This window comes from Micromonospora sp. NPDC007208 (genome assembly GCF_042869175.1).
GTDB classification, from domain to species: Bacteria; Actinomycetota; Actinomycetes; order Mycobacteriales; family Micromonosporaceae; genus Micromonospora; species Micromonospora foliorum.
Genome location: NZ_JBIAFG010000005.1, coordinates 408,761 through 432,031 on the forward strand (window position 1 = coordinate 408,761; position 23,271 = coordinate 432,031).

The following is a 23,271-nucleotide window of genomic DNA, read 5'->3' on the forward strand; positions in this document are numbered from 1 at the left end:
ACCGCGACTTCCTGAAAATCGAGTCGATCAACGGCCGCACGTGGTCAGTCGACCGTCGGGAGCTTCGGGCCGAGGACGTCGTCGGCGTCGACGATGGTGTACGCGTACCCCTGCTCGGCGAGGAAGCGTTGCCGGTGGGCCGCGTACTCCGTGTCGATCGTGTCCCGGGACACCACCGTGTAGAAGTGCGCCTGCCGGCCGTCGGCCTTCGGCCGGAGCACCCGGCCGAGCCGCTGCGCCTCCTCCTGGCGTGACCCGAACGTCCCCGACACCTGGATCGCCACCGCCGCCTCGGGCAGGTCGATGGAGAAGTTGCCGACCTTCGAGATCACCAGCGTGCGGATCTCCCCGGTGCGGAACGCGTCGAAGAGCCGTTCCCGCTCCTTGTTGGTGGTCGAGCCCTGGATGATCGGCGCGTCAAGGTACTCGCCGAGCTGGTGTAGCTGGTCGATGTACGCGCCGATCACCAGCACCTGGTCGTCCGGGTGCCGGTCGACGAGCGCCTTGACCACCGGCAGCTTGGTGCGGGCGGTCGCCGCCATCCGGTAGCGCTCCTCCGCCTCCGCCGTCGCGTACGACATCCGCTCCGCGTCGGTCAGGGTCACCCTGACCTCGGTGCACTCGGCGGGGGCGATCCAGCCCTGCGACTCGATGTCCTTCCACGGCGCGTCGTACCGCTTCGGACCGATGAGGCTGAACACGTCCCCCTCGCGGCCGTCCTCGCGTACCAGAGTCGCGGTGAGGCCCAGCCGGCGGCGGGCCTGGAGGTCCGCGGTGAACCGGAAGATCGGTGCGGGCAGCAGGTGCACCTCGTCGTAGACGACCAGGCCCCAGTCGCGGGCCCCGAAGAGGTCCAGGTGGGTGAATGCGCCGCCGCGCCGCGAGGTGAGCACCTGGTACGTCGCGATGGTGACCGGGCGGATCTCCTTGCGCTCGCCGGAGTACTCGCCGATCTCCTCCTCGGTCAGCGACGTACGGGCGATCAGCTCCCGCTTCCATTGCCGGCCGGCGACCGTGTTGGTGACCAGGATCAGGGTGGTCGCCTTCGCCTCGGCCATCGCCGCCGCGCCGACCAGGGTCTTGCCGGCGCCGCAGGGCAGCACCACCACCCCCGACCCGCCGGCCCAGAACGCCTCGACGGCCTCCCGCTGGTACGAGCGCAGCGTCCACGGCTTGCGCCCGTCCTTGCCGGCCTCGGCCAGCTCGATCGGGTGCGCCTCACCGTCGACGTAACCGGCCAGGTCCTCCGCCGGCCAGCCCAGCTTGAGCAGCGCCTGCTTGAGCCGACCGCGCTCGGACGGGTGCACCCGGATGGTGTCGTCGTCGACCTTGTCGCCGAGCATCCCGGCGAGCTTCTTGCTCTTGGCCACCTCGATCAGCACCAGCCGGTCCAGTGCGCGCAGCACCAGCCCGTACGCCGGGTCGTTGGCGAGCTGGAGCCGGCCGTACCGGTCCATCGTCTCGGCCACGTCCACCAGCAGCGCGTGCGGCACCGGGTAGCGGGAGTACTTGAGCAGCGAGTCCACGACGCCCTCGGCGTCGTGCCCCGCCGCGCGGGCGTTCCACAGACCCAGCGGGGTCAGGCGGTAGGTGTGCACGTGCTCCGGCGAGCGTTCCAGCTCCGCGAACGGCGCGATCGCCATCCGGCAGGCCTGCGCGTCGGGGTGGTCGATCTCCAGCAGCAGGGTCTTGTCCGACTGCACGATCAGTGGTCCACCGCTCACGCCAGCGTCCTCTCCTCGGTTGGCCGTCCGGCCGGAACGGGTCGCATACCCGCCGTTGGCCGACCATCCAGTGTTGCACGATGCGGGACGGCGGAAGAAAGTTGCTCACCAGCCGCAACCGTGACGGCACTCACGAACGTCTAGTAAAGGGACGACTGTCTGGGGAGGGCCCATGAAGCATGTCCGGATCACTTCCCGGCTGGTCGCCCTTGTGGTGGTCGTGCTGGTCGGCGCGGGTGCGTGCGCGTTCGATCCGCAGTCCGGCGGGAGTGGTGGCGGGGGAGCCGCCCCAGTCGGTGCGGCGGAACAGGCAACGGGGGCGAGCGACACGCCCGGGCCGGACCAGCACGGCCGGCCCACGCCGGCAGCGCCCACAGCCAAACCCTCCCGGAAACCCACGCCGAAGCCGACCCGCACGGCAGCACCCACGACGACCCCCAGCACCGGTACGCCGAAGGTCGCCGGCTGCCCCCAGGGTCAGCACCAGCGCGCGGTGGAGACCTACCTGGCCCGGTTGGGCGGGTTCGGGACGGTGAGCGTGGACGGTCGGCAGTCCGCCGCCGACTGCGCCGCGATCAAGAAGTTCCAGAAGAGGTACGGCATTCGCCCCGTCGAGGGTCGCGCCGGCCCGACCACCCTCGACGTGGCCCAGCGCCTCGCCACCACCGACACGACCCGCTGCAAGGCCGGCACGGGCACCACGTTCTGCGTGGACCTGACCCGGCAGACCGTCTGGGCGCTCCGCGGCGGCAAGGTGATCATGGCGCCGACGGTGACCCGCACCGGCATGTCCGGCTACCGCACCCCGGCCGGCACGTACACCGTCAACTACCGCAACCCCAAGGAGTGGTCCGACCCGTACGAGGTGTGGCTGCCGTACTGGCAGCACTTCACCCAGGGGATGGGCTTCCACGAGACCACCACCTACCTGCACGAGAAGTCGATCGGCTCGCACGGGTGCGTCAACCTGTTGCACGCCGACGCCGTCCGGATGTGGGAGCTCGGCAAGGTCGGCACCCGGGTCGTGCTGATCGGCCGACGCCCCGGCACCTGAGTGACACGCAGCGAATCGGGGTGATAACCCCCTGTCCGACCGGACTTTCGAGTGTCACCCTTGGGAGTCCAGGGCCGGACCGGGCGGGGAGGCTGGGCATGACGGTCGACCGTGACGTGATCGCAGAGCACGAGCACGCACCACCCGACGAGGTGTCCCGAGCGACCGTGATCGCGTACCTCGTCGCGGCGACGCTCCTCCTCGGGTGGTTCCTCTTCGGCTGGCTGGTGCTCCGGCAGGGCTTCGTCGACTCGGTCGGGGAGTCCGCCGGTGCCGGCTTCGCGCTGCTGCTGATCATCTCGGTGGTCGGCACCGTACGCCGCAGCCGCCGCTGACCGACAGCGCCCGCGCGGTGGCGCCATCGGTCAGTCCGCCACCACCGCCGCGGTGATCCGGTGCAGCGCGAACGTGTGCAGCATCTCGGTCCGTTCGTCCTCGGCCCGCAGGTAGCCGGCACCGATCGAGACCGGCTTGAGCAGGCGCGACGCGGTCGCCCCGTGCGCGTCGACGTAGCCCACCCAGACCAGCGCCTTGTCCCGGACCGCCTGTTGGAGCACCGCCAGGGCCTCGCTGTGGGTGTGTGCCGGCACCGGGCCACCGCCCAGCCCCGGCGCACCGCCGCGCACCACCGCCGGTGCCCGCCGGGCCGCCCGCGCCGCCGCCTCACCCCGCCGGATGTGCTCCACCACGCCGAGCAGCCGGGGCATGGGCAGCTTCGGGGCGGCCAGCGGATCGATCGTCCGGGTGGTCACGGACACCCGGGGCGGGGCCCGCCGGATTCGGGGCCGGGCCAGCACCGTGCTGCCGGTACCGTCCTCCTGCACGGGGGCGTACCCCGCGTCGCGTAGCGCACCCAGCAGCCGACCGACCTGGTACTGCGTGCACAGCACCGTCGGGGCGAGCCGCCGCAGCGCCAACGACTCCAGCCGCCGGTCGGCCAGCACCTCACTGATCAGCGTCTCGTCGTCGCTGCGCAGGTACGACCCGGCCAGGCCGACCCGCAGCCCGCCGTGCTTACGCGCCACGTCGTCGATCAAATAGGTGAGCCCCTGCGGCACCGGGGTACGCGACCGGCGCCGGAACACGTCGTGCAGGTCGTCGGCCGTGTAGCCGGAATCCAGTGCTCGCCGCACGCTCGCCGTGGTCACCCGGTGCACGCTGGCCCCGCCGGCCGACTCCAGCTCGGTCATCGCCTCCAGCTCGACGGCGAGCGCCGGCTCGGGTGGTCCGGGCACCACCACGGTCAGGTCGGCCTGCACCAGGAAGTGGTCGACCGGTGCGGGCAGCAGGGCGTCCAGCGCCCGCGCGGCACTGGACGGGTCGCCACTCTCGACGTCCGCGTGCACGCCCAGCGGGTCGTCACCCCGCTCGTCGGTCGACGTCAGGTCACCCAGCAGCAGTCGACCGTACGAGGTGAGCGCCCCCAGCCCCGTCACGCCCAGTTGAGCGGCCTCGGCCAGCACCTCCCGGTGGGCGGCGTCCCGGCCCCGGCTGCGGCGCGGGGCCCGCCAGTCCAGCAGGTCCTGCACCTCCTCCGGGGTGGGCGCGGTCGCCGGCTCCAGATCGGCGAGCACCCCGAGCACCGCCCGCCGGGTGGCCGGCACGCTGGCCCGCTCGGCCTCGGCGGAGAGCGCGGTGATCGGCCGGTCCCGGTCGTCACGGCGACCCACCAGTCCCACCTGCCGGGTCATGGTCAGCCACGCTCGGGCGAGCTGCTCCCAGCGTTGGGCCAGCGAGGCGGCCCGCCACACCTCGTACCCGCCGGTCGGCAGCACCTGCTGGTCCGCCCCGTACCGGCCGGTGGTCGCGCCGGGCATCTCCAGCTCACCGAGGAGCCCCGCCGCGTACGCGACCTCCAACAGCAGCGCGGTGGTCGGTTCGTCCAGCCCGGCGGTACGCGCCAACCGGCGCAGATCCCGCACCCCGATGCCGCCCGAACGAAGCACCGGCGCGGGCTCGTCGGCGAGCTGCTCCAGCAGCCCTTCGGTGTTCCGGACCACCTCCATGGTCTGCCCGGCCCCGGCCGAGTCGACCGCCTTCGGCTCGCGCGGCGCGGAGGCCACCGGCGGTGGGCTGGTGCGCAGCGGCCCGAGTGGGCCGCTGTCGCGGCGCAGCAGCAGGCCGACCTCGCGGGGCAGCTCCACGGTTCCGCTGGCCGTGGACGAGCCGGTCGTCACCGGGACCAGCAGCCGGTTGTCGACGAGCCACCGCACCGGGGACCCGGTCGGGGCGCCCCCGTTGGTCGGGTCGGAGAGGACCGGGTCCTCCGCGCCCAGCGGCGGCGCCTGCAACGCCCCGGGCGGCACGCTGCCCACCGGCGGGCCGGCCGCCAACCGGTCCAGGATCGCCCGGGCCGAGGGCGGGGCGGCGAGCACCGTCCGTCGGAGCTTCGCCGGGTCCGCGCAGAGCGCGGCGGTGCGCGGGTCCAGCTCCGCGGCCGGCCGGCCGAGCCCAGCGGGGTACGGGGCGACCTCGTCGACGGCGGGCACCACCTGGAGCGCATGCTCCGGGCCGTACAGCAGGAAGAGCGCACGTAGTCGGCCCACGGCGGCCCGGACGGCCGTCGGAGCCGGCAGTTGCGGCCCGGAGGTCGCCATCGCGAGCACGGTTTCGGTGGTCGTGGTGGCGTCGTCCGGATTCCGGGTGAGGCGGGCGGCGTCGAGGATCTGGAGGGTGAACTGGTCCAGACCGTCCAGCGCGCGGGCCACGGACACCCGGGACTGGGCCCGGATGGCCAGGGCGGAGACGTCGGACGGCACGGGCACGACGAGGTCGGGCCGCAGCTGGAGGAGCGCGGCCAGTGACTCGTCGGGCAGCGACCGCAGGTGGTCGGCGAGTGAGGTGGTCATCGTCTTTCCACGCTAGCCCGGCACCGGGCTTCCGCGCCCCTCGGACGTCCGGCCGACTGGGAGTAGCCGGTACGTTTCTCGACATGCCCGCACTGACCGTCGGATTCGACCTCGACATGACCCTGGTGGACTCCCGCCCCGGCATCGCCGCGGCCTACCGGGCGCTGACCGCGAGGACCGGTGTGCCGGTCGACGCCGAGCTGGCGGTGTCCCGGCTCGGCCCGCCGCTGCGTACCGAGATCGCGCACTGGTTCCCGCCGGAGCAGGTCGAGTCGGCCGTGCGGGTGTATCGCGAGCTGTACCCGGCGTACGCGATCACCCCGACGCTCCTACTGCCCGGCGCGCGGGAGGCCATCGACGCGATCCGTGCGCGGGGTGGCCGGGTGCTCGTCGTCACCTCCAAGATGGGCCGGCTGGCCCGGTTGCACCTGGACCACCTCGGTCTCACGGTCGACGAGTTGGCCGGTGACCTGTTCGCCGAGCAGAAGGCGACAGCTCTGCGGGAGCACGGCGCGACCCACTACGTCGGTGACCATGTCGCGGACATGGTGGCGGCGGCTGCGGCCGGGGTGCCCGGCATCGGCGTCGCGACCGGCCCGTGCTCCTCCGACGAGCTGCGCGCGGCCGGGGCGGAAGTGGTGCTGGACGGGCTCGTCGAATTCCCAGCGGCGCTCGACGGGATGATCCAGCTAGCCTTGGAGCAGTAGCGGCTCAAGTGAAGCAGGGGTTTTCAGGTGCCTACGGGTCGAGTGAAGTGGTACGACACGGCCAAGGGATACGGCTTCGTCACGAGTGACGAGGGCGGCGACGTGTTCCTGCCCAAGGGGGCGCTGCCGGCGGGTGTCACCGACCTCAAGGGTGGCCAGCGGGTCGACTTCAGCGTGGTGGACAGCCGCCGGGGCGCGCAGGCCATGGGAGTCAAGCTGCTGGACGCGCCGCCGTCGATGGCGGAGCTGCGCCGTCGGCCGGCCGAGGAGCTGCACGGCCTGGTCGAAGACATGATCAAGGTGCTGGAGGCGAAGGTCCAGCCGGACCTGCGCCGGGGTCGGTACCCGGACAAGAAGGCCGCGCAGAAGATCGCTCAGCTGGTCCACGCGGTGGCACGCGAGCTGGAGGTCTGAGGCACCAGGCCGGCGGTGGCGGCCCGGTCGAGCAGTGCCGCCACCGCGGCGAAGCCGGCCTCGCCCAGGTCTGCGGTGAACTCGTTGACGTAGAGGCCGATGTGCCGGTCCACCACGTCGAGTTCCATCTCCTGGGCGTGCGCCAACACGTACTCCCGGCTGGCCGCCGGGTCCGCCCAGGCCTGCCGGACCGACTCGCGGACCCAACCGGCCGCGGCCTCCGGGTCGACCGCCCCACGACGGGCCAGGATCGCGCCGAGGGGGATGGGCAGGCCGGTGTCGGCCTCCCACCACTCGCCGAGGTCGACCAGGGCGCTCAGGCCGTGCCGGTGGTAGGTGAACCGGGCCTCGTGGATGACCAGCCCAGCGTCGTAGCGCCCAGCCGCCACGCCCGGCATGATCTCGTGGAACGGGACCACTTCGATCCGGGCCGGCGGTCGCCCGGCCGACCAGAGCCGGAACAGCAGGTACGCGGTGGTCCGGTCGCCCGGCACCGCCACCGTGGCACCGGTCAGGTCGGTGCGGTCCGGCCCGCCGTCACGGTCGCCCCGGGTGAGCACCAGCGGGCCGCAACCGCGACCGAGCGCGCCCCCGCAGGGCAGCAGGTGGTAGTCGTCGAGCAGCCAGGGCAGCGCCGCGAAGCTCACCTTCACCAGGTCGAACGCGCCCCGCTCGGCCGCCGTGTTGGTGACGTCCACGTCGGCGTACGTCACCTCGACCGGCGGCGCGCCGGGCACCCGCCCGTGCACCAGCGCGTGGAAGACGAACGTGTCGTTGGGGCAGGGCGAGATCGCCAGGGAGAGCGCCACACCCCCACGGTAGCCCCGCCCCGCTCGGCCCCGTTGCAGCGGTCCCGCGCCTGTGACCTGCCGGGCACTCGGCGCCCTCTGCCGGCGGGCATGGTCGGGTACCAGGCCAGCGACGGGGGGTGGGGCTAACCACTGCCGCGCCCTGTAGAGCTGCCCCGTTGGCGGGGCGCCGTCGCCATGCCAGTGCCTGTCGGGCGGTGTCGTTGGTGGCGGCTGGCGGCTGGCGGCTGGCGGCTGGCGGGTGGCGGTGGCGGGTGGGCGGTGGCGGTCGAGCTTTGATCTTTGCCCGGCGTCTATCCGGCGCGCCCCGCCGACGGGGCAGCTCGACAGGCGCGAACAAAGAGGTATGCACAGCGACGGCGACTTTATCCACAGGGTTGTCCACAGGTGGGTTGGGTCCTGTTGACGAGTCGAGTTGAGCGGAAAACCATGGACCGGTGGCTGCCGACAAGGATGCGATCGACGTGGGGGCAACTCTGCGGGATCTTCGTCGACGCGCCGATCTGAGTCAGCGGGAATTGGCCGAGCAGTCCGGGGTCCCGAAGAGCACGGTGGCGCGGATCGAGGCGGGGCAGGGTGCCGGGCCGGCGTTCCGGACGGTGGAGCGGCTGGTCCGTGCGGCCGGCGGTGAGGTCTTCCTGAGCCTGCCCGGCGACCCCTCCCGCAGGGTAGGCGGCGAGTCACCGGATGCACCGGACGACGAGCCACGGGACGAGGCCGGTCGTCGATACCCGGCCCACCTTGACGTCCGGCGGGTCCTGACCCTCAAGGATTGGCCGGGTGCCTGGTGGGCGCACTCGTACACCTTGCCGCGGCGGTTGTGGCCGATACGCGTCCCGGAGCTGACCTACGACCTGGATCGAGCGCGGCGTGACGAGCGACGCTTGCGGAACCGGGCGCGCGCCGAGGTGCGGTATCGGCGCGCCGTTGAAGGGCTTCCGGCCACATCGTGGCGCTTTCTCGCCGAGGTGCCGGGCGTCGGGCCGGTCGGCGAGCTGAGGGCCCATGAGCGGAGCTTCGACCTGCTCCTCGGCGAGGATTGGGGCGACCGGCGTGAGCTGGTGTTGGAGGGCGTTCTCGTTGCTCCGGGCCTGCGGACTCTGGGCATCGGGCGTCAGTTGATCGGGCTGCTGGCCAGGGAGATGGCGGTGGCCGGCATCCGGACCACGCACGCGATAGCCGAGGCCGGGAACGTCGAGTTCCTTCTCGCCTGCGGGTTTGAGCTACAGGCGGGCCGGCCGTCGGCGCTCACGCTCGACGTGTCCACTCCGCGGCCGTAGTCAGCGCAGTGCCGGGGCTGCTGCGGTCAGTGCGGCGAGGGCTTCACGCAGCCGCCAGGCGTCCCGGTCACGGGGGCCGATCGGGTTGGAGATGGTGCGCAGCTCGGCGAAGGGCACCCCGGCCTGCGCCGCGGCGACCGCCACGCCGTACCCCTCCATGGCTTCGGCGACCGCTTCCGGATGCCTCCGGCGCAGCTCGTCGGTGCCGGCGGTGGTGCCGGTGACGGTGCTGACCGTGAGCACCGGGCCGACCGTGGCCGTCGGGAGGGCGGTCCGCAGTGCCGCCAGCAGGCCCGGGTCCGTCGGCACCCTGCTGCCGGCGCCGAGCAGCGCGGGCGGCATGCCCAACTCGTCGACGGGGATGAAGCCGTCGGGCGACTCCGCGCCCAGGTCGGCGGCGATGCTGGCGGTGCCGAGCACCGTGTCGCCGACCTCGGCCCGCCCGGTGAAGCCGCCGGCCACGCCGGCGCTGACCACCGCACGGTACGGGCGGCCGGCGGCCTCGGCCAGCGCCAGCAGACGGGCGGTGGCGGCACCGGCGACGGCTGGGCCCACACCGATCGGCGTGACGGTCACGGTGTGGTCGGTCAGCCCGGCGCGGACCGCGTCCGCCTCGGCTGGCACCGCCGTCACCACCAGCAGACCCGTCACGAGAGTGAGCCGGGGGACTCGCGGCGGGTGTCGTCGTCGGCCCCGCCACCCGGGCCGCCAACCGCCGACGACGGGCGGTAGATGTGGTAGCCCGGCGGGGCGAGGCTCGGGTCGTCGTACTGCGGTGAGCTGGTCTGGGCCGGTGCCGGTGAGGTGGGCGCGGGGTCCCCGGGCTCGTCCGCCGGCTCGTCCTCGGTCAGCTCGTCGTCGCCGAGCGGCCGGCCGGCCAGCTTCTCGCCGCGCAGTCGGGCGGCGGCCAGCACACCCCGGATCGCGGCCAGTACGCCCACCCCGGCGGCGACCGCGATGCCGATCCGACCATCGAACGGCACCAGCCCGAGCCCGCCGCCGGCGACGAAGGCGAGCATCAGCGCCGTCTCGGAGTGGGCGAAGGAACTGGCGCGCAACCGTTCCGGGATGCGCTCCTGGATCGAGGCGTCCACGGCCAGCTTCGCTATCCCGCTGACCAGCGCGGCGACCAGGCAGAGCAGGGCGACCATCACCAGCGAGAACTGGATGACGGCGAGCACCGCCACCCCGGCCACGATGATCATGCTGCTGGACTGGATGGCGGTCGGCCGGTGGATGCGCAGTCGGGTGCCGATGGCGGTGGCCAGGAAGGTGCCGACCGCGAGCGCGCCGCCGACCACGCCCAACGCCCACTCGGCGCCCAGGTCCCGGCCGAACACCACGGTGGTCAGGTCGCCCTTCTTGATCGCGAAGGCGAGGAAGAGCAGCAGGAAGCCGTAGAGCGCGCGGAGCGTCGCGGCGCCGATCAGGGTGGCGATCACCAGCCGGCCGGACGGTCGGCCCCGGCCCAGTGGCCGATCGCCACGGCGGCGGCCCAGCGCGCGCAGTGGCCGGGGGACCCGCTCCGGTGGTTCCGAGTCGGCCTTCGGTGGCAACCGCAGGGAGATCACCATGCCGACCAGGAAGATCACCGACGCGACCCGTAGCGGCCACTGCGGCCCGAACCAGAACGCGGCCAACCCGATCGGCGCCACCAACGCACCCGCGACCGTGCCGTAGACGCTGGCCCGGGCGCCCACCTGGGACAGGCCGAGGCCCTCCGGCAACAACCGGGGCACCGCCGCGGAGCGGGCCACACCGTACGCCCGGGAGAGCGCGAGCACTCCGAACGCGGCCGGATAGAGCCCGAAGCCGTGGATGTAGTCGGAGATCAACCAGGCCAGGAAGGCGCGGCCGAGCATCGTCGCGGCCAGGGCGTACCGCCGGCCGTGCCGGAAGTGGTCCAGCAGCGGGCCCACCACCGGGGCGAGCATCGCGAACGGCACCATGGTCACCAGCAGGTAGAGCGCGACCTTGCTGCGGGCCTCACCGAGCGGCACGTTGAAGAAGATCGTGCCGGCCAGGCCGATGGCGATCAGGGTGTCGCCGGCACAGGAGAGCGCGTGCAGGTCGAACAGGCGAACCATGCCGACCTCGCCGCCGGCGCCCCGGGCGCGGGCCCGACCGGCCCGGCGGGTCACCCAGCGGCCGCTGCCCACCGAACCACGCAGCAGCAGACGGATGGCGCGAATGCCGGTGCCGACGGTCCGCCCGAGGACGGATCGCCCGGAGCGGGAGTACGACGGCATGTGCACCATCCTCGCCCATCTGATCCGGGTACGCCGCACCACCGCTGGGAAAGGTTCCCCGGGAGTCCCTGTCACCCCTGCGAGGCGCATGGGGAACAATGGTCTGGTGACCAGGCCCGCCTCCACCCGCGCAGCCCGTCTCGACCAGGTCTGCGCCGCCGCCGTCGAGGTGGCCCGCGCCGGCATCACCGAGGTGGACGCCGACGATGTCGGCGCCCACCTGCAGGTCGTGGCCGAGGGTGATCGGCTGGTCACCCACTACTTCGAATGCGGCCTCGCCGGTTACAACGGCTGGCGGTGGGCGGTCACCGTCACCCGGGTGCCGCGCAGCAAGACGGTGACCATCTGCGAGACGGTGCTGCTCCCCGGCCCGGACGCGCTGCTCGCGCCCGGCTGGCTGCCCTGGCAGGAGCGGCTCAAGCCGGGCGACCTCGGTCCGGGCGACCTGCTCCCGACCTCGCCCGACGACGATCGACTGGTCCCCGGTTACCTGCTCTCCGACGACCCGGCGGTCGAGGAGACGGCGTGGGAGTTGGGTCTCGGGCGCGCCCGCGTGCTCTCCCGGGAGGGTCGCATCGACACGGCGCAGCGCTGGTACGAGGGTGACCACGGCCCCGCCGCGGCCATCTCGACCGCCGCGCCGGCCACCGCGCGCTGCGGCACCTGCGGCTTCTACCTGCCGCTGGCCGGCGCGATGCGGCAGGCCTTCGGCGCGTGCGGCAACTTCTACGCTCCCGACGACGGCCGGGTGGTGAGCGCCGATCACGGTTGCGGCGCCCACTCCGAGACGTTGATCGAGGCGGCCGAGACCGCGGTCGAAGAGCTTCCCACGGTGTACGACGACAGCGCGGTCGAGGCCATGTCGGTCAGCCGGGCCCCGGGATCGGTGGAGGCGGCTGAGCCGGCGGAGCCGTACGGGCACTCCTGATCGTCCGCGCCGGAGTGCTCCGGCGCGGTGGCCAGGTCACCTCGCGCGGCGGCGCCGTCGGTTGGCGTCGTGCCGCATCATCACGGCGAGGCCCGGAAAACCCCACAGGAAACCGGCGAGGCAGGTCCAGAGCCAGTTCTGGTGACCGTGGTCGGTCAGCCAACCCCGGAAGAAGATCAGCAGGACCAGCCCGACCACCGCCCACGCGGTCAACCCGGCGAGGGCGAACGGCACCATCGGCGGATCCAGTGGTGCGGGCCGCGGTGGCTGCTCGTTCGGCATTCGGCAAGCGTACGGGATCCACTTCCCCTGCCCGTTGACGATCTGGGACGATGCGCGCGACAACCGGAAGATCACCTGCGAGGACCTGATGGCAGTAGCGCCGCCCGAGAACGGCACACCTCCCAAACCCGCTCATCCGCGTAACGGTTTCGACCGGTTCTTCGAGATCTCCGCGCGTGGCTCGACGTTGAGCCGTGAGGTACGCGGTGGCCTGGCGACCTTCTTCACGATGGCGTACATCGTGGTGCTCAATCCGCTGATCCTGGGTGGCGCCGTCGACGGTGACGACAAGAGTCTCCCGATTCCCGCGCTGGCTGCCGGCACCGCGCTGGTCGCCGGCCTGATGACCATCCTGATGGGGGTGGTCGGCCGCTTCCCGCTGGCGCTCGCCGCCGGTCTGGGCGTCAACGCCCTGGTGGCGTACGAGATCGCACCCGAGATGACCTGGGCCGACGCGATGGGCCTGGTGGTGATCGAGGGTCTGATCCTCGCGGTGCTGGTGCTGACCGGTCTGCGGACCGCGGTGTTCCGCTCGGTGCCGACCCAGATGAAGACCGCTATCGGGGTCGGCATCGGCCTGTTCCTGACCATCATCGGCCTGGTGGACGCCGGCTTCGTCCGACGCATCCCGGACGCCGCCAACACCACCGTTCCGGTCGGCCTGGGCATCGGCGGCAAGCTGGTGAGCTGGCCGATGCTGGTCTTCGTGGTGGGCCTGCTGATCACGTTGGTGCTGGTGGTCCGTCGGGTGAAGGGCGCGATCCTGATCGGCATCCTCGCCTCGACGGTGCTGGCGGTGATCGTCGAGGCGATCGGCAACATCGGCCCGTCGTTCGTCAACGGTCAGCCCAACCCGAAGGGCTGGTCGCTGAACGTGCCGGAGCTGCCCAAGACGGTGGTCGACCTGCCGGACCTGTCGCTGCTCGGCAAGTTCAACGTGCTCGACTCGTGGGGCCGGGCCGGTTGGCTGGTCGTGCTGATGTTCATCTTCACGCTGCTGATCACGGACTTCTTCGACACCATGGGCACGATGGTCGCCGTCGGTCAGGAGGGCGACCTGCTCGACGAGCAGGGCACGCCGCCGAAGGCCAAGGAGATCCTGCTGGTCGACTCGATCGCGGCGGCGGCCGGCGGTGCGGCCAGCACCTCCAGCAACACGTCGTACATCGAGAGCGCCGCCGGTGTCGCGGAGGGTGCGCGCACCGGCGTGGCCAACCTGGTCACCGGCGCGCTCTTCCTGCTCGCGATGTTCCTGGCGCCGCTGGTCGTGATCGTGCCGTTCGAGGCGGCGTCGACGGCGCTGGTGGTGGTCGGTTTCCTGATGATGACCGCGGTGCGGACGATCGACTGGTCCGACTACGAGATCGCCATTCCGGCGTTCCTCACCATCGTGCTGATGCCGTTCACCTACTCGATCTCCAACGGGATCGGCGCCGGTCTGATCACCTTCGTGGTGGTCAAGCTGGCCCGGGGCAAGGCCCGGGAGATCCATCCGTTGCTGTACGGGGTGGCCGTCCTGTTCGTGCTGTACTTCCTGCGTGGGCCGATCGAGTCCCTGGTGCTCTGAGCCGCGTTCGGGCGGGGAGTCGATCAGGATTCCCCGCCCGTACCATCTGAATCCCCCCTCGTGAGCCTGGTCATAACGGATGTCGTTAGCCATGCTCATTAGTTAAGCTAACTACTGTGACGGAGCGGACGGTGACGGCGGAACGCGTGCCACCGGCGCAGCTGGCTCCCCAGCTGCGTGATGCGATCACCCGACTCAACCGGCGGGTCCGACAGGCCCGGCCGGTCGGCGACCTCACGGTCACCCAGGTCTCCGCGCTCACCAGCCTGCGGCTGGCGGGCGCGATGACGCCCCGGGAGCTGGCCGACGTGGAACGGGTGCAGCCGCCGACGATGACCAAGATCGTCGGGAAGTTGGAGGACCGCGGCCTCGTGCGGCGGACACCCCATCCGACCGACGGGCGGCAGGTCATCCTCGCGGCGACCGAAGGAGGGCAGGCCGTGCTCGACCAGTTCGAGCGGGCCCGCGACGAGTGGCTGGCCCACCGGCTGGCCGCACTCGACGAGGACGAACGGGAGACCCTGCAGAGGGCCGCCGAGATTCTTCAGCAGCTCGCTCGCGCCTGAGCCGTACCCGCGCCACCGGGTCCGTGCCGTCACCTGTCGATGACGCGTACGTCCGGAGGAGGCGCACCAAGAGTGCAGGCGAAGCTGAGCACGATGTTCCAGTCCCTACAGGTCCGCAACTACCGCCTTTTCGCGTCCGGGCAGCTGATCAAGTTGATCGGCGTCTGGATGATGTTCATCGCCCAGGACTGGCTCGTCCTCGAGCTCTCCAACAACTCGGCCACCGCGCTCGGCGTGGTCACCGCCTGCCAGTTCACGCCGGTGCTCCTGCTCACCCTGCTCTCCGGTCGGCTCGCCGACCGGTACGACAAGCGGGTGCTGCTCTTCGCCGCCAACGCCTTCTGGAGCCTGCTGGCGCTCGGCATGTCCCTGCTGGTCCTCACCGACCTGGTGCAGCTCTGGCACGTCTTCGCCTTCGCCGCGCTGCTCGGCACGGCCAACGCGGTGGAGACCCCGGTCCGGCAGGCGTTCGTCTCCGAGCTGGTCGGCACGTCGCTGCTGCCCAACGCGCTGTCGCTGAACGCCGCCGTGTTCAACTCCGCCCGGATCGTCGGCCCGGCCGTGGCCGGCCTGGCCATCGCCGCGTTCGACGTGGGCCCGGTCTTCCTCTTCACCGCCGTCAGCTCAATCGCGCCCCTGGTCAACGTGGTCCGGATGCGCACGACCGAGCTGCACCGCGAGGCACTGCTGCCGCGCGACGAGCGGGCGTCCGCCCGGGTCGTCGACGGTCTGCGGTACGTGTGGCGCCGCCCCGACCTGCTGCTACCGATGGCGATCATGTCGGTGATCGGCATGTCGCTGTTCAACTTCCAGCTCACCCTGGCCGCGTTGGCTAAGACGGTCTTCCACACCGGTGCCGCCTCCTTCGGCCTGTTCAGCACGGCACTGGCCGTCGGCGCGCTCGGCGGCGCGCTCAGCGGCACCGGTCGGCGTAGCCGTCCGTCGGTGTGGCTGGTGCTCGGCGCGGCGATCGCCTGCGCCAGCTTCGGCACCATGGTCGGCCTCTCCTCGGCGTACTGGCTGGTGGTGGTGCTGCTGGTGCCGACCGGCTTCAGCATGGTCTTCTTCGCCCAGGCCGCCAACCAGCGGATCCAGATGGGCGTCGACGCGGCCTTCCGGGGACGCGTGATGGCCCTGTGGGTGCTGGTGTTCCTGGGCACCAACCCGGTCGGCGCGCCGCTGATCGGCTGGGTCGCGGAGCACTTCGGTGCCGGTGCCAGCATTTGGATGGGCGGGCTCATCTCGCTGGCCGCCGCGCTGACCGCGCTCACCTGGCAGCTACGCCACTCCGGTGCCCGGCTGCGTTTCCGGGTGCTGCCGATGCCTCGTTTCTACGTCACCTCCACCGACTGATGAGGTTTGGGGCGTGGCCGGGCCGCGTCCGGTTGCGCGGATCGCGCGGATGCGGCCAAACCGGTGGCGGGGCGGCACGATGGGGCTTAGCGTCGATACGTGGGAGTCGGACGCGCGCTGATGCTGGCCCTGGCGTTCCTTGCCGTGGCCACCCTGCCGGCGGCATTCGCCCTGCTCTTCTGCTACGACGAGATCGTCGACCGGGTGGTCTGCGGCTGGTCCGAGTGGCGTGACCGCCGACGGGAGAAGCGCACGATCGCCCGTCTCGACCGGGCCGTCGAGGCCGACGCGCTGACCCGCGACATCGACCTCAGCGAGTTCGACCGCGTCGACCGCCGTCCGCTGGAGCAGCTCGCCGCCGACCTGCGCCGTCTCGGCGGTCAGCGGGTCGGCGGCAGCGGTCGCTCGATGGTCTGGCACAGCGCGCTGCTCCAGGCGTACGACGACCGGCTTCGCCTTGCCTGCCGCGCCCTCGGCATCGCCGAGCACCTCGCCGAGCTGGAGGGCGTCGACCAGGAGATCGAGCGGGTCCGGGTGGAGGGCGTGCTGCACGCCGCCGGGCTGGCCCTTCCGGCGGCCCGGGCCGGGCACCGGCAGCGACACCGCTGACCGGCAGTACGCCGTGCGACTCTTCGTCGCGGTCCGCCCGCCCGTCGATGCGATCAATCACCTCGGCGCACAGGTCGCCCGCCTGCGCGTCGCGGCGGCTACCGCCGCTGGCGTCAACGCCCGGCTCGCCGACCCGGCCGACCTGCACCTCACCCTCGCGTTCCTCGGTGCCGTCGAGTCTGCCCGGCTGGTCGAGGTGGAAAGTGCGCTCGGCCTGGCCGCCGAGCGGTTCCGGGACGGCCGGGACGCCGCACCCCGGTTGAGTCTCGGCGGCGGTGGCCGATTCGGCCGGGACCGGTCCACAGTGCTCTGGGTGGACCTGCGGGGGGAGGTCGAGGCGTTGCACGTGCTGGCCGGGCTGATCCGCTCCCGGCTGAGCCACGGCCGGCTGCCGTGCGACGAGAAGCCGTTCCGGCCGCACCTGACCGTCGCCCGGCCCGGCAACCGGATGGACCCGGCCGACGTCGAGGCCGACCGGGTCAGCCTGGACGGGTACGAAGGGCCATCGTGGCCGGCGTCGGAACTGCTGCTGGTGCGCAGCCACCTCGGCGGCCGACCGCGCTACGAGCGGATTGCCGCCTGGTCGCTGTGACCCGGCGGCACGTGGCCGGTCGCGGTGGAGGGCCCGCTGCGGAGAACCTCGCGGGCCTGTTCGGCGGCGCGGGTGATGCTCTCGCTGATGAAGTCGAGGAAGCGGGCGATGTTCTCCAGCCGGGCGGCGGCGGGGGTGTGCGCGCCGAGGAGGGCGACGCCCTGGCGTGCGGTCGCGACGAGATGGTCGTTTGCCCGAGCGCTGGCGATCGTCGCCTGGTAGAAGAGCTCGTCGTCGACGGCGTAGCGGTCGCGGCGGCGTTCGTCGCGTTGGCGGCGGACGAGGCTCTGGCTCTCCAGGAAGGTGATCGCCTTGGAGATCGACGCCGGGCTGACCTGGAGGCGCTGGGCGAGTTCAGACGCGGTGAGACTGCCCGAGTCGGTGAGGAACAGGTTGGTCAACACTCGGGCACCCATCTTGTTCAGACCGGAGGCCATGAGGACGGTGGTGAACGTCTCCTCGTAGTCGGCCACGGCCTGGGCGTCGCGTCCGTCCGGTCGGGGGGCGGCCTCGGCCCCCTGGGAAGAGGCGGGCTTGCGCCGGTGGGCGCGGCGCTCGGTGGCGCGGTGGGCCAGATCGGCGCGGTAGCCGGTGGGACCGCCGTTGCGCATCACCTCGCGGGTGACCGTCGAGGTGGGACGGTCGAGGCGTCGGGCGATCTCGGCGTAGGGGAGGCTGTCGGCCAGCCCCAGCGCGATCTGCTGGCGCTCCTGCTGGCTGAGCCTGCCTCCCGGCATCGCGATCTCCCTCGTGGTCCCGTAGGGCGGCGGCCCCGACTCCGCCACCATAGCGTTAACCCGCACGCCAATGCAACGGCGGCGAGGATTGCGTTGCATTAGATTCTGAGCCGTTGCAACAAAATCATGCGCCTGAACAGCTAGAACGGCGTTTTGCTGCAACAAGGATGTTGCAAAAACTGGAAAGCAACGTAGCGTTTCCCATATCAGAAACAAGCGCCACACCTGGGAGAGCACGATGCAGACCTTCGACACACCCGCCCCCATCTCCGCCGTCCTGGACATCCCCGCCGGACGCATCCAGCTCATCGCCGCGGACCGCGCCGACACCACCGTCGAGGTCCTCCCGGCCGACCCCGCCAAGAGCAGCGACACCAGAGCCGCCGAGCAGACCACAGTTACCTACGCCGACGGCGTCCTGCGAATCACGACCGCCCGTCCCATCAACAAGCTCTTCGGTCCCTCCGGCTCTCTGGAGGTCACCGTCCGGGTGCCCGCCGACTCCCATGTCGAGGCCAGGGCCGCCAGCGCCGAGCTTCGGGGCGTCGGCCGCCTCGGCGACGTCGCCGTCGACGGGGCGTACCGGGACATCAAGATTGACGAGGCCGCGAGTGTCCGCCTCACCGCGATCGACGGCGACGTCGAGGTCGGCCGGCTCAACGGCCCCGCCGAGATCAGCACCGCCCGGGGTGACATCAGGGTCGCCGAGGCCCTGCGCGGCAAGGTCGTCCTCCGTACCCAGTCCGGCAACATCTCGGTCGCGGCAGCGGCCGGCGTCTCGGCCGCCCTCGATGCCGGCACCGGCCACGGCCGCGTCAGCAACACCCTCAAGAACGACGGCACCTTCGAGCTCGACATCCACGCCAGCACCCTGCAGGGCGACATCAACGCCCGCAGCCTCTGAAAGGGACGGATCCAGATGACGAACAACAACATGTCCTCGACCAACTCGACCTGGACCGGCATGGTGTCGGTCGACGACACGGCCCTGGCCGTCACCGACACCGGCGGCCCCGGCATCCCCGTGGTCTACCTCAACGGCCAGTTCGCCACCCAGGGCTACTGGCGGCGGGTCATCGCCGAGCTGGGCACCGGATTCCGGCACATCACCTACGACGAGCGGGCTCGCGGCAGGAAGTCGAGGCGCTCAGCCGACTACACGTTCGAGGCGGCGGTTCGGGACGTCGACGCCGTTCTCGCCGCCCGAGGGGTGGACCAGGCGGTGCTGGTGGGCTGGTCCTACGGAGCGGTGGTCGCGGCGCACTGGGCCAACCGGAACCCGGAGCGGGCCCTGGGCGTGGTCCTGGTCGACGGCGCGTTCCCGCACGACTGGCTCGACGAGGCCATGGCGCAGCGGATCCGCAAGATGTTCCGACGGATGAACCTGTTCATGCCGCTGCTCCGCCCGACCGGCCTGACCCCTCGGATGAACGCCGACCAGATGGCGGACAGCAACATCGAGCTCGGCGAACTCTCCCGCGAGCGGGAACTCGGCCCGGTGCTGGACGCCATCACCGTCCCGGTGCGGTACGTGGTCGCCTCCGGAACGTCCCTCGGCAGTCGCGGGGACGAGCAGGAGCAGATCCGGGCCAGCCTCGACGCGGTGACCGCCCGCAACCCGAACATCACGATCGGCGCGAAGGTCGCCAGCAACCACGGTGCGATCCTCAAGAAGGACTTCCGCGCCGTCGCCGAGGCCGTCCGCGGGGTCGCCGCCCCTCATCCCGAAGGGGCTCGGGACGCCCGGTGAGGTTCGAACGCTCGCGTTGACGGGTGACCGCAGGGTCACCCGTCAACGCGAAGCGTCAGGAGGACTCGCGGGCGGCCGGGCCGCTGCCGAAGAGCACGTCGTCCCAGCTCGGCAGCCGCTTGCGCGGCTTGCCGTTGGCGTCGGTGGACTCGCCGCCGGCGGCCGCCGCGGCGCCCGTCCGACGGGGCCGCAGCACCGCCAGCGACGGCACGGCCGGCACCTCCTTGGGCGCGTCCGAATCGTCGTCGAAGGCCGAGCCCTGACCACCGCCGAGCAGCGCGGCTGCACCTCCACCGACCGGCCGCTGCCGGGGCGCGTCCGACCCGGCAAGGGCAGCCGGGGTACGCGGCTCCAGCCCGCGACCCGACGAGCCGCCGAGCGGGCGGTCCAGTGAGGCGAGCAGCGCGTCCCGGCCAGCCCGGATCGGATCGCGGCCAGGGCGCGGGTGCTCGGACGCGGCAGGCAACCCGTGCCCACCACGACTCGGCTCACCACGCGACGGACCGGGCAGGGCGTGCCCGGTCCGTTCCGGTGCCGGCTCCTGGCCGAGGATCGGCGTGGGCCGCTCGGCGCACAGGTACTGCGCCATGTCGTCGTGCGGCGTGACCACCTGCCGGGCCTTGTCCATGTCCCAGATGGCCTGCGCGGTGGCCTTGCCGGACGGCCAGGTGGCGATGATCCGCCAGGTGCCGTCGTCGCGCCGGTAGGCGTCCCAGGAGATCTTCTCGGTGTCGATGCCGTGCTGGCTCAGCCGACCGTTGACCACCTCGGCGAGCGGGGTGGGCTTCTCCGCGCCCTTGAGGCGGGTGCGACGGGCGTGTTGGGCGAGCATCGCCCGCTCCTGCAACACCGGGCCGGCATAGCGCAGCACCCGGTCGACCGGCACCCCGGCGATGCGGGCGACATCCTCGGCGGACTCACCGGAGCGGATGCGGGCCTGGATGTCCCGGGGGGACAGTGAGGGAATCGGATCGACGGTGCTCGGTGCCACCGCGAGCGGCGGGGCACCCGGCTCGGGGTGCATCACGCCGGCGATGCGTTCGTCGATCGGCAGGGCGAGCAGTCGCCCAACCTCGTCGGCGAGCACCAGGGCCTGGCCGTCCTCGGAGAGGGCGACGAAGCGTACTGGGCGCATAGCGTTGCCTCCGTCCCGCTTCGCTGACCGCACGCCACGAGTCGGCCACCCAGGCGTCTCGGACCACCGTACGCGCATCTGCCTCGGGGTGGGGGAAGCGACACCCCGCATGTCGTGACTGAGCTGCGGCGATGATCACGGTCGGTGTCCGTGGAGGCCCCAACGGACACCGACCGTGACGAACGTCAGAGTCGCTCGACCACGTAGTCGATGGACGCGGTGAGCGCCTCGACATCGGCCGGCTCGACGGCCGGGAACAGCGCCACCCGCAGCTGGTTGCGACCGAGCTTGCGGTAGGGCTCGGTGTCCACGATGCCGTTGGCGCGCAGCGCCTTGGCGATCGCCGTGGCGTCCACCCCGTCGGCGAAGTCGATGGTGGCGACCACGTTGGAGCGCAGCGCCGGGTCGGTGACGAACGGGGTGGCCACGCTGGACCGCTCGGCCCAGCCGTAGACCGCGGCGGCGCTCTCGGCGGTGCGCTTCGCCGCCCAGGACAGGCCGCCCTGCGCGTTCATCCAGTCGGTCTGCTCGGCGGCCAGGAAGATGGTGGCCAGCGCCGGCGTGTTGTAGGTCTGCTCCAGCCGCGAGTTGTCGATCGCGGTGACCAGGTCGAGGAAGGCCGGGATGTAGCGCCCGGACGCCTTGATCTCGGCGGCCCGGTCCAGTGCGGCCGGCGACATCAAGGCCAGCCAGAGACCGCCGTCGGAGCCGAAGCACTTCTGCGGGGCGAAGTAGTAGACGTCGGTCTCGCCGACGTTGACCTCCAGGCCACCCGCGCCGGAGGTCGCGTCGACGAGCAGCAGCGCGCCCTCGTCGGCACCGGCCACCCGGCCGATCGGGACGGCCACACCGGTCGAGGTCTCGTTCTGCGGCGTCGCGTACGCGTCCACGCCGGACTCGGCGACCAGGGCCGGCGCGCTGCCCGCGTCGGCCTTGCGGACGGTCGGCTCACCCAGGAACGGGGCGTCCTTGACCGACTTGGCGAACTTGGCGCCGAACTCGCCGAAGCTGGCGAACTGGGCCCGGTCGCGAATCAGGCCGAAGGTGGCGACCTCCCAGAACGCGGTGGTGCCACCGTTGCCGATCACCACCTCGTAGCCCTCGGGCAGCGAGAAGAACTCGGCGATGCCGGAGCGCAGCCGGGCGACCTGGTCACGGACCGTCTTCTGCCGGTGCGAGGTGCCCAGGTAGCTGGTCGCGACCTCGGCGAGAGCGGACACCGCCGCCGGGCGGACCTTGGACGGGCCGCAGCCGAAACGTCCGTCGGCGGGCTTGATCTCATCGGGAATCCGGATGATCGGTGCGTCAGCCACGGTCTTGAAGATCCTTCCGCAAGGGCGAGGGCGGGCCCGGCGACACTGCCGGCCCCCATCCTCGCACCCGGGCCGGACGGCGATGGCCGGGGTCCCGGCGGTCGGTCTGAGTCCTTCGCCACAGTCGGCTGACCTCTCTTCGACGCGCGGCGTCGAAAGGGCCCCTTCTCGACGCGCCGCGTCGAGAAGGGGCCATTGCCTACCGCTCAGACGCCGTGCGGGATGGCCGCCCAGCCCTCGACGTCGGACGGCTTGCGGGACTCCGGGCCGATGTAACGGGCGGACGGACGGACCAGCCGCTGGAGGCGCTTCTGTTCCAGGATGTGCGCGCTCCAGCCGCCCATCCGTGCGCAGGTGAACATCGAGGTGAACATGTGCGCCGGCACCTCGGCGAAGTCCAGCACGACGGCCGACCAGAACTCGACGTTGGTGGCCAGCACCCGGTCCGGACGGCGGGCCTGAAGCTCGGCGAGGGCGGCCTTCTCCAGCGCCTCGGCGATCTCGAAGCGCGGCGCGCCCAGCTCCTTGGCCGTGCGCCGGAGCACGCGGGCGCGCGGGTCCTCGGCACGGTAGACGCGGTGGCCGAAGCCCATCAACCGCTCGCCGCGGTCCAGGACGCCCTTGACGTAGCCCTCGGCGTCGCCGCTGCGCTCCACCGCCTCCAGCATGCTGAGCACCCGGGACGGGGCGCCGCCGTGCAGCGGCCCGGAGAGGGCGCCGATGCCCGACGAGATGCAGGCAGCCGCGTCCGCCCCGGTGGAGGCGACGATGCGAGCGGTGAAGGTGGACGCGTTCAGGCCGTGCTCGGCGGCCGAGATGAAGTACGCGTCGACGGCCTTGACGTGTCGTGGGTCGGGCTCGCCGCGCCAGCGCTTCATGAACCGCTCGACGATGGTCTGCGCCTTGTCGATCTCCTTCTGTGGCACCGCCGGCAGGCCGAGGCCGCGGGCGGACTGGGCGACGAAGGAGAGCGCGGTCACCGAGACCCGGGCGAGATCCTCACGGGCCCGCTCGTCGGAGATGTCCAGCAGTTGATTGAGACCCCAGTACGGGGCCAGCATGGCGACCGCGGACTGCACGTCGACGCGGATGTCACCGGAGTGCACCGGCACCGGGAACGGCTCCGCCGGCGGCAGGCCCGGCCCGAACCGGCCGTCGACCAGCAGTGCCCACACGTTGCCGAACGACACCTGGCCGATCAGATCCTCGATGTCGACTCCGCGATAGCGCAGCGCGCCGCCCTCACGGTCAGGTTCGGCGATCTCGGTCTCGAAGGCGACGACGCCCTCCAGCCCGGGTTTGAAATCGGCCATGTCGCTCTCCTGGATCTGGTCGGTGCGCCCGATCGCTCAT

23 protein-coding genes are annotated in these 23,271 nt (G+C 71.9%); 13 read left to right on the forward strand and 10 right to left on the reverse strand.

The window, feature by feature from the left end; genetic code table 11:
- Positions 1-44: 44 nt before the first annotated feature.
- Positions 45-1,724 carry a DNA repair helicase XPB gene (locus ACFYL6_RS13740; protein ID WP_387170986.1) on the reverse strand — a complete coding sequence of 560 codons (1,680 nt, stop codon included), beginning with the start codon at positions 1,722-1,724 and terminating at the stop codon, positions 45-47.
- A 172-nt stretch (positions 1,725-1,896) separates the two neighbouring features.
- Between ACFYL6_RS13740 and ACFYL6_RS13745 the strand changes: the two genes are divergently transcribed.
- Positions 1,897-2,778 carry a L,D-transpeptidase family protein gene (locus ACFYL6_RS13745; RefSeq protein ID WP_387170988.1) on the forward strand — a complete coding sequence of 294 codons (882 nt, stop codon included), beginning with the start codon at positions 1,897-1,899 and terminating at the stop codon, positions 2,776-2,778.
- A gap of 98 nt (positions 2,779-2,876) precedes the next feature.
- The gene (locus ACFYL6_RS13750) at positions 2,877-3,113 is read left to right on the forward strand and encodes a hypothetical protein (RefSeq protein WP_387170990.1); all 237 of its coding nucleotides are present in this window, start codon (positions 2,877-2,879) and stop codon (positions 3,111-3,113) included.
- Between the two features lie 30 nt (positions 3,114-3,143).
- Here ACFYL6_RS13750 and ACFYL6_RS13755 read toward each other — a convergent pair whose 3' ends face one another.
- Complete coding sequence (locus ACFYL6_RS13755) at positions 3,144-5,627, reverse strand: helicase-associated domain-containing protein (protein WP_387170992.1); 2,484 nt, start codon at positions 5,625-5,627, stop codon at positions 3,144-3,146.
- A gap of 83 nt (positions 5,628-5,710) precedes the next feature.
- Between ACFYL6_RS13755 and ACFYL6_RS13760 the strand changes: the two genes are divergently transcribed.
- Both ACFYL6_RS13760 and ACFYL6_RS13765 read left to right on the forward strand, forming a co-directional pair.
- Positions 5,711-6,334, forward strand: a complete 624-nt coding sequence (locus ACFYL6_RS13760; protein WP_387170994.1) for an HAD family hydrolase — start codon at positions 5,711-5,713, stop codon at positions 6,332-6,334.
- Between the two features lie 27 nt (positions 6,335-6,361).
- Positions 6,362-6,748 carry a cold-shock protein gene (locus ACFYL6_RS13765; RefSeq protein WP_074316242.1) on the forward strand — a complete coding sequence of 129 codons (387 nt, stop codon included), beginning with the start codon at positions 6,362-6,364 and terminating at the stop codon, positions 6,746-6,748.
- Here ACFYL6_RS13765 and ACFYL6_RS13770 read toward each other — a convergent pair.
- Entirely contained in the window at positions 6,709-7,557 is an 849-nt protein-coding gene (locus ACFYL6_RS13770; RefSeq protein ID WP_112677681.1) for a 1,4-dihydroxy-6-naphthoate synthase, read from the reverse strand. The genes ACFYL6_RS13765 and ACFYL6_RS13770 overlap by 40 nt on opposite strands.
- A gap of 437 nt (positions 7,558-7,994) precedes the next feature.
- On the opposite strand from ACFYL6_RS13770, the gene ACFYL6_RS13775 reads away from it, so the two are divergent.
- Positions 7,995-8,837: a helix-turn-helix domain-containing protein gene (locus tag ACFYL6_RS13775; protein WP_387170996.1), complete on the forward strand. Its 843-nt coding sequence runs from the start codon at positions 7,995-7,997 to the stop codon at positions 8,835-8,837.
- Here ACFYL6_RS13775 and ACFYL6_RS13780 read toward each other — a convergent pair whose 3' ends face one another.
- Positions 8,838-9,488, reverse strand: a complete 651-nt coding sequence (locus ACFYL6_RS13780; RefSeq protein ID WP_387170998.1) for a futalosine hydrolase — start codon at positions 9,486-9,488, stop codon at positions 8,838-8,840.
- On the reverse strand, positions 9,485-11,086 hold the full coding sequence (locus tag ACFYL6_RS13785; RefSeq protein WP_387171000.1) for an MFS transporter: 1,602 nt from the start codon (positions 11,084-11,086) through the stop codon (positions 9,485-9,487). Before ACFYL6_RS13785 ends, ACFYL6_RS13780 begins: the two co-directional genes overlap by 4 nt.
- Here ACFYL6_RS13785 and ACFYL6_RS13790 point away from each other — a divergent pair.
- Complete coding sequence (locus ACFYL6_RS13790; protein ID WP_387171002.1) at positions 11,085-12,014, forward strand: DUF3027 domain-containing protein; 930 nt, start codon at positions 11,085-11,087, stop codon at positions 12,012-12,014. The genes ACFYL6_RS13785 and ACFYL6_RS13790 overlap by 2 nt on opposite strands.
- Before the next feature lie 36 nt (positions 12,015-12,050).
- On the opposite strand, the gene ACFYL6_RS13795 is transcribed toward ACFYL6_RS13790, so the two are convergent.
- Positions 12,051-12,296, reverse strand: a complete 246-nt coding sequence (locus ACFYL6_RS13795; RefSeq protein WP_387171003.1) for a DUF2530 domain-containing protein — start codon at positions 12,294-12,296, stop codon at positions 12,051-12,053.
- Positions 12,297-12,384: 88 nt separating this feature from the next.
- Between ACFYL6_RS13795 and ACFYL6_RS13800 the strand changes: the two genes are divergently transcribed.
- The 5 genes from ACFYL6_RS13800 (at position 12,385) to thpR (ending at position 16,983) form a co-directional block, all read left to right on the forward strand.
- Entirely contained in the window at positions 12,385-13,863 is a 1,479-nt protein-coding gene (locus ACFYL6_RS13800; protein WP_387171005.1) for an NCS2 family permease, read from the forward strand.
- A gap of 116 nt (positions 13,864-13,979) precedes the next feature.
- Entirely contained in the window at positions 13,980-14,429 is a 450-nt protein-coding gene (locus ACFYL6_RS13805; protein WP_030486369.1) for a MarR family winged helix-turn-helix transcriptional regulator, read from the forward strand.
- A gap of 72 nt (positions 14,430-14,501) precedes the next feature.
- Positions 14,502-15,782 carry an MFS transporter gene (locus ACFYL6_RS13810; protein ID WP_387171007.1) on the forward strand — a complete coding sequence of 427 codons (1,281 nt, stop codon included), beginning with the start codon at positions 14,502-14,504 and terminating at the stop codon, positions 15,780-15,782.
- 99 nt (positions 15,783-15,881) lie between these two features.
- Positions 15,882-16,391 carry a hypothetical protein gene (locus ACFYL6_RS13815; protein WP_238659641.1) on the forward strand — a complete coding sequence of 170 codons (510 nt, stop codon included), beginning with the start codon at positions 15,882-15,884 and terminating at the stop codon, positions 16,389-16,391.
- A gap of 13 nt (positions 16,392-16,404) precedes the next feature.
- Positions 16,405-16,983 (forward strand): RNA 2',3'-cyclic phosphodiesterase, encoded by a 579-nt coding sequence (thpR, locus tag ACFYL6_RS13820; protein WP_387171009.1) that lies wholly within the window; start codon positions 16,405-16,407, stop codon positions 16,981-16,983.
- On the opposite strand, the gene ACFYL6_RS13825 is transcribed toward thpR, so the two are convergent.
- Entirely contained in the window at positions 16,953-17,720 is a 768-nt protein-coding gene (locus tag ACFYL6_RS13825; protein ID WP_387171011.1) for a helix-turn-helix domain-containing protein, read from the reverse strand. The genes thpR and ACFYL6_RS13825 overlap by 31 nt on opposite strands.
- 238 nt (positions 17,721-17,958) lie before the next feature.
- Between ACFYL6_RS13825 and ACFYL6_RS13830 the strand changes: the two genes are divergently transcribed.
- Entirely contained in the window at positions 17,959-18,624 is a 666-nt protein-coding gene (locus tag ACFYL6_RS13830; RefSeq protein ID WP_387171013.1) for a DUF4097 family beta strand repeat-containing protein, read from the forward strand.
- Between the two features lie 15 nt (positions 18,625-18,639).
- On the forward strand, positions 18,640-19,470 hold the full coding sequence (locus tag ACFYL6_RS13835; RefSeq protein ID WP_387171015.1) for an alpha/beta fold hydrolase: 831 nt from the start codon (positions 18,640-18,642) through the stop codon (positions 19,468-19,470).
- A gap of 55 nt (positions 19,471-19,525) precedes the next feature.
- Here the strand turns inward: ACFYL6_RS13835 and sepH are convergent, their stop codons facing one another.
- From sepH to ACFYL6_RS13850, 3 genes are all read right to left on the reverse strand, one after another.
- Positions 19,526-20,605: a septation protein SepH gene (sepH, locus tag ACFYL6_RS13840; protein WP_387171017.1), complete on the reverse strand. Its 1,080-nt coding sequence runs from the start codon at positions 20,603-20,605 to the stop codon at positions 19,526-19,528.
- Positions 20,606-20,790: 185 nt separating this feature from the next.
- On the reverse strand, positions 20,791-21,918 hold the full coding sequence (serC, locus tag ACFYL6_RS13845) for a phosphoserine transaminase (protein WP_387171019.1): 1,128 nt from the start codon (positions 21,916-21,918) through the stop codon (positions 20,791-20,793).
- A gap of 206 nt (positions 21,919-22,124) precedes the next feature.
- The gene (locus tag ACFYL6_RS13850; protein WP_387171021.1) at positions 22,125-23,231 is read right to left on the reverse strand and encodes a citrate synthase 2; all 1,107 of its coding nucleotides are present in this window, start codon (positions 23,229-23,231) and stop codon (positions 22,125-22,127) included.
- Positions 23,232-23,271: the final 40 nt, after the last annotated feature.